Annotated in this window: 12 protein-coding genes; 3 read left to right on the forward strand and 9 right to left on the reverse strand. The window is 46.4% G+C overall.

Going from position 1 to position 9,719, the window contains the following annotated elements; translation table 11 throughout:
- Positions 1-110: 110 nt before the first annotated feature.
- The gene (locus O9332_RS19395) at positions 111-1,694 is read right to left on the reverse strand and encodes a tetratricopeptide repeat protein (RefSeq protein ID WP_353853435.1); all 1,584 of its coding nucleotides are present in this window, start codon (positions 1,692-1,694) and stop codon (positions 111-113) included.
- Positions 1,695-1,980: 286 nt separating this feature from the next.
- Here O9332_RS19395 and O9332_RS19400 point away from each other — a divergent pair, with 286 nt between their 5' ends.
- Positions 1,981-2,247 (forward strand): hypothetical protein, encoded by a 267-nt coding sequence (locus tag O9332_RS19400; protein WP_288026969.1) that lies wholly within the window; start codon positions 1,981-1,983, stop codon positions 2,245-2,247.
- 4 nt (positions 2,248-2,251) lie between these two features.
- Here O9332_RS19400 and O9332_RS19405 read toward each other — a convergent pair whose 3' ends face one another.
- The 7 genes from O9332_RS19405 to O9332_RS19435 form a co-directional block, all read right to left on the reverse strand.
- Positions 2,252-2,680 carry a type II toxin-antitoxin system VapC family toxin gene (locus O9332_RS19405; RefSeq protein ID WP_002788601.1) on the reverse strand — a complete coding sequence of 143 codons (429 nt, stop codon included), beginning with the start codon at positions 2,678-2,680 and terminating at the stop codon, positions 2,252-2,254.
- Between the two features lie 9 nt (positions 2,681-2,689).
- The gene (locus O9332_RS19410) at positions 2,690-2,929 is read right to left on the reverse strand and encodes an antitoxin (RefSeq protein WP_002793069.1); all 240 of its coding nucleotides are present in this window, start codon (positions 2,927-2,929) and stop codon (positions 2,690-2,692) included.
- A gap of 22 nt (positions 2,930-2,951) precedes the next feature.
- Positions 2,952-3,164, reverse strand: a complete 213-nt coding sequence (locus tag O9332_RS19415; RefSeq protein WP_002793068.1) for a type II toxin-antitoxin system HicB family antitoxin — start codon at positions 3,162-3,164, stop codon at positions 2,952-2,954.
- Between the two features lie 9 nt (positions 3,165-3,173).
- Positions 3,174-3,995 carry a hypothetical protein gene (locus O9332_RS19420; RefSeq protein ID WP_288026972.1) on the reverse strand — a complete coding sequence of 274 codons (822 nt, stop codon included), beginning with the start codon at positions 3,993-3,995 and terminating at the stop codon, positions 3,174-3,176.
- On the reverse strand, positions 3,988-4,638 hold the full coding sequence (locus O9332_RS19425; RefSeq protein ID WP_288026974.1) for a hypothetical protein: 651 nt from the start codon (positions 4,636-4,638) through the stop codon (positions 3,988-3,990). The genes O9332_RS19420 and O9332_RS19425 overlap by 8 nt, the downstream gene beginning before the upstream one ends.
- A 329-nt stretch (positions 4,639-4,967) precedes the next feature.
- The gene (locus O9332_RS19430; protein ID WP_288026976.1) at positions 4,968-5,849 is read right to left on the reverse strand and encodes a tetratricopeptide repeat protein; all 882 of its coding nucleotides are present in this window, start codon (positions 5,847-5,849) and stop codon (positions 4,968-4,970) included.
- A 34-nt stretch (positions 5,850-5,883) separates the two neighbouring features.
- On the reverse strand, positions 5,884-6,030 hold the full coding sequence (locus tag O9332_RS19435; protein WP_002740204.1) for a hypothetical protein: 147 nt from the start codon (positions 6,028-6,030) through the stop codon (positions 5,884-5,886).
- Between O9332_RS19435 and O9332_RS19440 the strand changes: the two genes are divergently transcribed.
- Both O9332_RS19440 and O9332_RS19445 read left to right on the forward strand, forming a co-directional pair.
- Positions 5,972-7,450: an efflux RND transporter periplasmic adaptor subunit gene (locus O9332_RS19440; RefSeq protein WP_288026978.1), complete on the forward strand. Its 1,479-nt coding sequence runs from the start codon at positions 5,972-5,974 to the stop codon at positions 7,448-7,450. The two genes, O9332_RS19435 and O9332_RS19440, sit on opposite strands and share 59 nt — an antisense overlap.
- Positions 7,451-7,675: 225 nt before the next feature.
- On the forward strand, positions 7,676-8,893 hold the full coding sequence (locus tag O9332_RS19445; RefSeq protein WP_004159634.1) for an ABC transporter permease: 1,218 nt from the start codon (positions 7,676-7,678) through the stop codon (positions 8,891-8,893).
- Between the two features lie 60 nt (positions 8,894-8,953).
- Here O9332_RS19445 and O9332_RS19450 read toward each other — a convergent pair whose 3' ends face one another.
- Complete coding sequence (locus O9332_RS19450) at positions 8,954-9,385, reverse strand: NUDIX domain-containing protein (RefSeq protein ID WP_002799564.1); 432 nt, start codon at positions 9,383-9,385, stop codon at positions 8,954-8,956.
- Between the last annotated feature and the right edge of the window lie 334 nt (positions 9,386-9,719).

The raw sequence follows: 9,719 nt of genomic DNA on the forward strand, positions 1-9,719 counted from the left end.
AACCCTTATAGAGAAAGACATTGGACGATTTTTGTCAATTGTTTTTGATCTAGAGCGAGCTAATCAGTTAAATCTTTTGCCAGATAAGGATTTAGTCGATTTATGCCCCCCTATCGAACCATAACAAGTAACGAAGAGCCCTCAAAATCAGCTATACTTAATTTAAATGAAACAGCCCTAGGGGGAACGCGCCCATCGGCGTAGAGGTCGCCCACAGCGATCAGGTCGGCGAGGCGTTTGGAGCGGGAACGTTCGACGGTTCGCAACGCCAGGGAGAGATCGCCTTGGTTAACGGCGGCTTGGATCAGGTTTTCATAAACGCCGATGGACTTGCGGACAATCTCTTGGCGAAGGGCTTCACTGGTTGCCCAGGCGCGGCTTTGTTCAACGGCTTCCACGGCGACGGTGTAGCCTTCTAAGGCGATGTTCCACCAACCCTGCTGGAAACCGATATCGCCTAAGTTGCTCCCAGTTCTCAGGGTGTCAGCAGGTAAGAGAGCGGGGTTGAGAAAGGAAAGTGCTTCTCGATAATTGGCGATCGCCTGTTCTAGGTTGGCCACCGGCTCTTTCCCTAGTCGGGCCTGGGTGCGGTAGGCATTGCCCAAGCCATTGAGGTTTATGGCTAACGCCCTTTCTGCCCCGATCAACCTTTCTAATCCCAGTGGGCGGCAGACGGTGGTGGCTTCGGTGTGGGTGGCGATCGCCAGTTCTAGGTTGACCACCGGCTCTTGACCCAGTTGGGCTTGAATGCTGTAGGCATTGCCCAGATTAGTGAGAGTTCCGACTAGCTCCCCTTCTAATCCGGGTTGGCGGCAGATGGTGGTGGCTTCGGTGTAGGCGGCGATCGCCCGTTCTAGGGACATTGGCTCTTTCTCCAGTTCGGCTTGCAAGCCGTAGGCACTACCCAGACCAATGAGGTTTGTGGCTAAATCCTTTTGGATGTAGTAGGCACTGCTCAGAGCAGTAAACTTTGTTTCTACCTCGCTTTCTAATCCGGGTTGGCGGAGGATGGTGGCGGCTTCGGTGTGGGTGGCGATCGCCCGTGCTAGGTTGGCTACTGGCTCTTTCCCCAGTTCGGCTTGGTTCCGGTAGGCTAGTCCCAGATCAGTGAGGGTTCGGGCTAACTCCCTTTTAAACCTATCTAATCCGAGTTGGCGGTAGATGGTGGCACAAACTTCGTATCCATAGACGGCAATGGCTAGGTTAATGAGTGGATTACCTTTAGGAAATTCATAAATGGCATCAGCAAGACGATAGAGGAGTACCCCTATTTGGTAAGTTTCCTCTGGACTGGCTTGTTCCTTGGTATCATTTCCCCAAGCACGGAGGAGGTTAACTAAGTTTTCATCTAAGAGATGGAGGTTATTGTCGAGCAGGGGATAAATTGCTTGGCCGTTTCCGTCACTTTCTGCGATAGTTTGCAGTAGGGTTTGTAAAAAACTGATGTAGAGGTTTTGGTTATCTCTTGGCGGGTCTAAAATTTGCTCTAACTGTTGCGCCATATTCAGCAACCATCTCCCTTCATTGCTTTGTCCTTGCTGTTCTAATAAGTCTGCATACTGCTTCATCACAGCGACTAAGCCTGCATCAACTAATTCCGCGTTAGCCTCTAATAGCGCTGGTTCCTGACCATTTTCGCACTGGAAGAGCGCTTGGATTAGGGCTAAGTAAGCTTCTATTCTTGCTTCGTTCATGATTGGTTTTAGTTTTTAGTAGTTTTTAGTAGGGTGCGCCCTTCGATAGCGTAACGCACCAAATAAATTAATGATAGATGTGGTGCGTTACGACGGATTGTTAGATGATTGAGTAGGGGCGAAGCATTCGGACAATAACCTATTACTGAAACCCTAGATTTCCTATCCGAATGCTTCGCCCGTACCCCGAATTTTTCTCTAGCAAACTCAATTGGGGATGGGGGGTGAGTGCGATCATGGATTTTAAGCTATAATCAAAGATATTGATTTATCCCATGAAGTAACAATGTTATCGATTAATCTAGATCGAGAAACCGAGAACTATCTAGCAGACATCATTTCCGAAGAGAATATTAGCTCAGAAGAACTTCTGAAAAAACTCATTTACGAACATTGGCAAAGCTTAAAACCGCGTAAAACTTTATCACAACGCCGGGGAGGTCATCCTCAGCATCTTTTAGAAAATGCTCCACCTGATTTATCATTGCGAGAAAACCGCAAAAAAGTAGTGGCAGAATATATACACAACCATCATCAGCAACATCATTTATGACAAATTATCCCCCAAAAATTATTACAGAATCAATCAACCAATTCTCTAACTTCAAAGCAGGCACACGCTCAAATTCACGAGTATTTGCGGTAACAAGAGTCAGATCAAGCGCTAGAGAATGAGCAGCAATCAGTAAATCATTTGGACCGATTGGGGTTCCTGCTTGCTCCAAATGTTTACGAATTAGGGCATAGTGCTTATCTACAGTTGATTCTAATGGCAAAACTGTCAAGAACTCCAGGATGCGTTCTAGTTGCTGCACCAGACGGGAGGAACCACTTTTAACCACTCCAAATCTTAATTCACACGCCACAATGATGCTCGTACAAACGCTTTCTTCGCCGACATCCACAATATGCTGGAAAACCTGACCTTGGGGATACCTGATCAAATGTGATAGGATGTTAGTATCAAGCAGATATTGATAGGTCATTGGGTGGTACTAAAATGTAATGTCATCAAGGGGAAGCAACCCTTCATCTATATCAGGAAAATTGTCTGTAATGTCTGGCAAAGTAGTCAGCAAAGAAATTAGAGAACCGGAAGAAATCGGCTCAATGATTAAGCGATGACCTTCTTTGCGTAACAAAACCTCTGTGCTTGATAGGGCAAGTTCAGGAGGAATAGTTAAGACTTGCTCTTGTCCACTTGTTAGTAAAGAAACCTGACGTAAGTTTTGCATCTGTTGACCTCTTTGTTAATGATCACCTTACTATAATAGACGCTTCTAAGACAGAATATTCAGTATCTAAAACTTCTACTCCAAAGGTTTCAATATGAAAACGGAGTGCTGATTTCGCATCTTCTAGCGCTTCTTGATATGATTCGCCTTCGCCAATGACAACACCTTCAATACCTAAAGGATAAGCAATATAGCCATCTGGGTGTTTTTCGACAATTATTTTAATGCTTTTCATGATTATTTTTTAAATACATTTTCCCAATTCATCAAGCAAATCCATCGCCACCTCTAGCCAGTCCACCGCACCCTCTGAAGACGGCTCAGGCGTTGCTCCCCTTACCCCTTCTGGACGCGAGACTAAGGGTTTAAAATTCTCATTATTCTCGTTGGCCTTCTCTGCTAAAAAGTCCCCTAATAGCGTCGGACGCTCATAGTCCTGCCGATAGTCCCAGACCCAGTTTAACACTGTGATTACCTCCGATCGCTGTTCCGCCGACCAGCCTTGTTTATCGATATACTGCGCCATGATTTGCTGACAGTTTTCCCACCGACGGTAAGCCTCCCACAGCGCCGATATAGGTTTCCTCATCGCCAAGGACACCGCGCCGCCTTCTGGGAAATCCTGGCGCAGGTCCGAACTCAACAGAACCCCAGTTAACCAAGCTCCTCCTTCCCCTAACTCGACTAAAATATAGGCTAGAGTTGCCGGATTTAGGTCAATTTCGACCCTAATTTGGCTTAAATCTAACATTTCTTCACCAGAGTCTTGGGGAATCAATACAGCTTCTAGTTTACCTAGCTTGGGTAGTACCACTTGAGCATTATCAGCCGCCGCAGTATCTACCTCTATCCCATGCTCTTTTAGATAATCTGTCAGCACCGCCGCCGCTAAGGTGTTCTGGCGAAATTCCCCAACGCTGGGATAGGGAACCCAAACAGAGTCGGCTAAATCTGTTTTAGGGTCTAAACCCGCAAGTTTAGCTAACTCAACCAGATCATCTGTATCTGCATTAGCAAGACGCAGGTACAGTTCTTCAACTTCTCGAATAAAATCTGCATCACTCATAACGTAATACCTGACGACTTAGATAGGGTTGGGTTTTATGCTTTAAAAATAACTTAGCTAAGGCTAACTCAAATATGTTTAATTTTTTGTGTCGATAAATATCATCTCTAAATAAATTTTCTAAACCCGTAATCACAACCTGACGCATTTCATGAGTAAATGTCGCTTCAACGCTCCAGGGAACACCCGCAATTAACATTTTACCCAGGGAATCCGCTAATTCCCCAATCAAAACAGGCTCACCTGTCCTATTCTCGAACACCCACACAGGCTGATTATTTGCTCCCTTGTGACTAATTTGCGCTATTTTAAGCTGAAACTTATCCCCCTGGGACTCTTTCTGACGCTTTTCTCTAACTCCCTTTAAGTTTGCTTTCGATAAATTAGGAGTTATAGAGCCTTCTAGTTGAAACTTGCCTTCCTGTTCTCCCCCTAACTGACGTTCAATCTCTAATTCCCTTGCTAAAATCTTTTTCAACGCTTCATTTCTCAACTCAGAAGGCATTTGGCCATTCTCCAGTTTTAAGCGTAACTCTCCCCCCCGCAAACCAAACTTAACCCGTCCAAAGCGAAAATCAAGCCACTGCTGATTAAAAATAATCCGCACCGATAGGGAAAACGCCTCTGGATCAGACTTTTTCAAAAGCGAAAAAACACCCTTAGACTCAGGCGCAAGGGGTTCTCCCAAAATCTACAAGTGCAGACATTCAGGACACTTATTGTCATGTTCTGTCACCGCAATTGCCCTTGATTGCTTTGCCATCATCCTAGGCCTTTCAAAACCTTAACTGTAATAATTGTACTGTATGTGGGGTTTGCGGCAAAAAATTTGTTGTTTTGCTAATAAAGTCCCAAAACCATTTTTTAGCAAAGCTTCTACCGATATTCAGCCAGCCCTAATTAGTTAGAGCAAGCCTCAAGAATTCCTAGCAAATTAACTAAGGGGTTATCTTAATGCTTGCTGCTATCAGCTTAATTTTCTTCCTCCACTTCTGGGGTTGGTTGTGGTAAACGAGCGATAAAATCTTTCATTTTAGGATGATTAAACATTTTCTCCGTGTCTTGCAGAAGACGTTGACCCCAGAGATTTTCCTCTAAAAATTCCAGACTGACATAACGACTATCGCTAGTGAGAGCGGCCTGAGCTAATTTGATGCCCTCCTCAGTTTTTCCTTGACTATAAATAGCCACCGCAATAGCTAACTGAGGTTCTGGCTGTTTAGGATCGATTTTCAAAGCGGCCCGCCAATCTTTAAGGGCTGCTTCCTTATCACCCTGTTCGTATTTAACTAAACCAATATTATTAATAGCGGGCCAAAAATTTTTATCTTGACTAACAGCTTTTTCGTAAGCTGCAATCGCTTGGGGATATTGTGCTAACTTGAGATAGGAATTACCGAGATCAAAAAGAGCGGGGGAGATATCGGGTTTCATTTGCAAACCCGCTTCAATCTGGGCAATAGCAGACTTGTAATCTTGATTCTGAAAATAGGCACTACCGAGGGAAAATTTAATATTAGCGTGGGCATCGGCGGGAGCAAGGGACAAAGATTGATTTAATGCCTCGATACCGGGTTGCACCTGATCGTCTTGCAGATATAAACTACCGAGAATAAACCAAGTTTGATAGAGATGGGGGGCTAACTGCACCGCTAACTTAGCCCGTCCGAGGGCCGCATCGGTACGGCGAAAACGAGCTAATTGGATGGCATCTTCGGCCATTTCAATTCCCGCTTGTTCCATCTGTTCTAACTCTGGTTCGATGGCGTAGGGGAGTAGCGCTTGGGAAAAAGCCGGCGGGCTGCCAGCGACGAAAAAAACGAGCAAAGAAATGATTAATTGAAGTTTTGGCACAGTTTACCCCCGCGATAGGCCTTTTTAAATCAGTCTATCTCGCTTGGGAGTTGTTGGCTAACGAAACAACAAAGGCAACTCTAGAGACGTTAGTATATAACCAATTAACTTTTGGCTGATCGATGGCAATAACCGTGTTGGGAAAATCAAATCGCCCCCTATTTTGGATATTCGGACTCATGGCTAGTGGTTTTCTGGCGGTGGGAGTGGTTTCTTATCGCTTGCTGCAAACTCCTCCTCCTGGCCTGGAATTGGCGAAAATGACCGTTCCTGCTCAACGGGAAACCCTCGCTGTGGAAATTAAAGCTAGTGGTAGGGTGGAACCAATCCAAAGTGTCAACATTAGCCCGAAAAACCCCGGCCGATTAGTGCGATTATTGGTGGATCAGGGCATGATTGTTAAAAGGGGACAAACCCTCGCCGTCATGGATAATTTAGAGGTGTATGCCCGGGGAATGCAGTCAGAAGCGCATCTGCGGGAAGCTCTAGCCAGTCTGGAACAGGCTAAACGCAGTATTCCCGAAGATATCCGGCAATTACAAGCCCGATTTTATCAGGCCCAGGCCAGTTATAAGCAATTAGAAGCCCGTTTAGCTCAGGCCAAAGAAAGAATTCCCAAAGATTTAGACCAGCTGCAAGCTCAGGTACAAGCAGCCCAATCCCGTTTTCGACTAGCAGAAAATCGGGTTAAACGCAATGAAAATTTAGTCCAGGAAGGAGCGATCGCTCAAGACCAATTTGATGCCGTCCTCAATGAATATCTCAACGCTAAAGCCAATTTAGACGAATCGATCCGCCGTTTGGAACAAGCGGATAAAACCGCTTCCCCAGAAGTGGCTGGAATTGAGCAGGAAATGATAGGAGCGGCAGCAGCGATCGCAGAAGCGAAATTTGCCCTCGAACAACGCCAAAAAACCCAAGAAACCGAGCTTGCTCGACTAGAATCATCTGTAGCGGCCGCCAGGGCCGATTTAGAGCAAATCAAGATTCAATACCGCGATACAGTCATTACTGCTCCCTTTGATGGCATCATCACCCAAAAATACGCCACCGAGGGTTCTTTTGTCACTCCCACCACTTCGGCCTCCAGTACCGCTTCCGCCACTTCCACCTCGATTATCGCCCTGGCATCGGGATTGGAAGTGATTGCTAAAGTGCCGGAAGTAGATGTGGGTTTATTGCAGCGCGGCCAACCAGTGCGAATTGTCGCCGATGCTTTTCCTGAAGAAGTCTTTGAAGGTCGAGTTATTCTCGTGGCTCCCGAAGCAATTATCGAGGATAATGTTACTTCTTTTGAAGTGAGAATCGGTTTGGTGACGGGACGGGACAAACTCAAATCGAAAATGAATGTGGATGTAACTTTTGTCGGCCAGCAGTTAGATAATGCCCTCGTCGTGCCGACTGTCGCCATTGTCACCCGGGAAGGCAAGTCAGGGGTTTTAGTTCCCGATGCCGAAAATAAACCCAGTTTTCAACCCGTTTCGATCGGTTTGGTCTTAGACGATAAAACCCAAATTTTATCAGGTTTGGAAGCTGGAGAAAAGGTCTTTATCGATCTCCCCGAAGGAGCCGAAGATACCTCGAAAACTAATCAAAAATAATCAAAAATCTCAATAATTTTTCTTAACAAATATCTCCAAATTGTCTTTTTTCTGATCGGACAGGAGTCAGGATTCAGGATTCAGGAGACAGGATTCAGGAGACAGGATTCAGGAGACAGGATTCAGGGGACAGGATTCAGGGACAGGAGATTATTTTATTTATTCTCCCCACACCCCACACCCCACACCCCACACCCCACACCCCACACCCCACTGATAACTGATATGTTTATCATCGAAAGTTTAAAAATGGCCGTCTCCACCCTAGGGGCCAATAAAGTGCGTAGCGGCCTGACTATGTTAGGGATTATCATCGGTAACGCTTCAGTAGTGGCCATGATCGGTATTGGCCAAGGGGCGCAAACCTTAGCCAATGACCAGTTTGCTAACTTGGGACCCAATACCATTTTTGTGGTGCCGGGGTCGCGACAAGCACGCAATACCACCGTTAATTTACCGAAAACCCTAGTTTTAGCCGATGCTCAGGCGATCGCCGAACAGGTTCCCACCGTCGCTGAAGTCGCCCCGGAAATAAACGCTCGTTTCCTGATTTCCCATCGTAATCGCAACATGACGGCTCTAGTCACGGGAAGCACCCCAGAATACGCTTCTGTCCGCAATTTTACCCTAGAAAAAGGTCGTTTTATCAATAATATCGATCTAGCCCGCAACAAACGGGTAACAGTGATCGGCACTGAAGTGGCAGCGCAACTTTTTCCCACCCAAAATCCCCTTGGTCAACAGCTGCGGATCAAAAATCTCAGTTTTGAGGTGATCGGGATTTTAGAGGCGAAAGGCTCCTTTTTTGGCAATAATCAGGATGAAATGCTGATTATTCCCCTTAGCACCATGAACTCGCAACTGGTGGGCAAAACCGGACCCTACGGTGTCGAGTTGAGTTGGATTAGTCTCACCGCGCGATCGGGGGAGGAAATCCGGGCCGCTAAGTTCCAAATCCAGAATCTCCTGCGTTTACGCCATAAAATCGTCGCTGAGGATGATTTTCGCGTCGAAACTGCTAAACAGATGATCGAAATCTTCGCCACGATTACCCAGGGTCTCACCCTACTTTTGGCTTTAATCGCCGGTATTTCCCTGATTGTCGGTGGTATCGGGGTAATGAATATTATGCTCGTTTCGGTTTCGGAAAGAACCGGGGAAATCGGACTAAGAAAAGCGATCGGAGCCAGAGAACAGGATATTCTCTTACAATTTCTGATTGAATCAACTCTCGTTTCCATCGCCGGCGGTGCGCTTGGTATTCTCGTCGGTGCAGGAGCGATCGTTCTCGTCTCCAGTTTCTCTCCCCTGGCCGCCACTGTTTCCGCCACCGCCGTCGCCCTGTCTTTGAGTGTTTCCACGGGTATTGGTCTCTTTTTCGGCGTTTTTCCCGCCTATCGTGCCTCTAAATTGGAGCCGATTGTCGCCCTCAGAAGTGTCTAATTTTTTAAGTTTTTTCGGGGACGTTTTTGGCAAGGATTGCTTTTATGGCTAGGTTGGGGTCTAATGTGTGGGACGAATTTTATAATCCCGATAACGACGATAATCATTGAGAATGCGATCGTGATCAAAGCATAAAGGTTGGGGGAATTCCCAGAGATGAAAAATCCCGACTTTTTTGGCATCATCGGCAGCGATCGGTTGGCCTTTTGCCGTGGCGATAAAAACGATACTAATGGTGTGTTGACGCGGATCGCGGTTAGGATCGGAATAGACGTGAAATTGCTCGATTAACTGCACCTGCAAACTGATTTCCTCGTAAGCTTCCCGAATGGCCGCCGTTTCCACTGATTCGCCGTAGTCCACGAATCCCCCCGGAATTGCCCAGCCAAAGGGCGGATTTTTTCTCTCAATTAGTACGATCGGACGGTGGGGCGAGTCGATCAGTTCGATGATAATATCAACAGTGGGGGCAGGATTGCGATAGTTTGTCATTTTTTTCAGTTATCAGTGAACAGTTAAGTAAGTAGTTATAATTAAATTGAAGATAGATTTTGCCTCTGATCCCCCCTGCCCCCCTTGATAAGGGGGGTGCCGATCCCCCCTTAATCCCCCCTTGATAAGGGGGGTGCCGATCCCCCCTTAATCCCGCCTTGATAAGGGGGGTGCCGATCCCCCCTTAATCCCGCCTTGATAAGGGGGGTGCCGATCCCCCCTTAATCCCCCCTTGATAAGGGGGGTGTCTGACAACTTTTAACACCTACCTACTTATCAGTAATCGGTGAATAATTTCATTTAAGACTCATAACCTTCAAATCGAATCATTTCT

The sequence above is a fragment of the Microcystis sp. LE19-10.1B genome (assembly GCF_027530565.1).
GTDB classification, from domain to species: domain Bacteria; phylum Cyanobacteriota; class Cyanobacteriia; order Cyanobacteriales; family Microcystaceae; genus Microcystis; species Microcystis aeruginosa.

What these genes read in the sequence shown, in the direction of transcription:
- O9332_RS19395 (WP_353853435.1), bottom strand. Translation starts at nt 1,694, where the DNA reads ATGAACGAAGCAAGAATAGAAGCTTACTTAGCCCTAATCCAAGCGCTC.
- O9332_RS19400 (WP_288026969.1), top strand. Translation starts at nt 1,981, where the DNA reads ATGTTATCGATTAATCTAGATCGAGAAACCGAGAACTATCTAGCAGAC.
- O9332_RS19405 (WP_002788601.1), bottom strand. Translation starts at nt 2,680, where the DNA reads ATGACCTATCAATATCTGCTTGATACTAACATCCTATCACATTTGATC.
- O9332_RS19410 (WP_002793069.1), bottom strand. Translation starts at nt 2,929, where the DNA reads ATGCAAAACTTACGTCAGGTTTCTTTACTAACAAGTGGACAAGAGCAA.
- O9332_RS19415 (WP_002793068.1), bottom strand. Translation starts at nt 3,164, where the DNA reads ATGAAAAGCATTAAAATAATTGTCGAAAAACACCCAGATGGCTATATT.
- O9332_RS19420 (WP_288026972.1), bottom strand. Translation starts at nt 3,995, where the DNA reads ATGAGTGATGCAGATTTTATTCGAGAAGTTGAAGAACTGTACCTGCGT.
- O9332_RS19440 (WP_288026978.1), top strand. Translation starts at nt 5,972, where the DNA reads ATGGCAATAACCGTGTTGGGAAAATCAAATCGCCCCCTATTTTGGATA.
- O9332_RS19435 (WP_002740204.1), bottom strand. Translation starts at nt 6,030, where the DNA reads ATGAGTCCGAATATCCAAAATAGGGGGCGATTTGATTTTCCCAACACG.
- O9332_RS19445 (WP_004159634.1), top strand. Translation starts at nt 7,676, where the DNA reads ATGTTTATCATCGAAAGTTTAAAAATGGCCGTCTCCACCCTAGGGGCC.
- O9332_RS19450 (WP_002799564.1), bottom strand. Translation starts at nt 9,385, where the DNA reads ATGACAAACTATCGCAATCCTGCCCCCACTGTTGATATTATCATCGAA.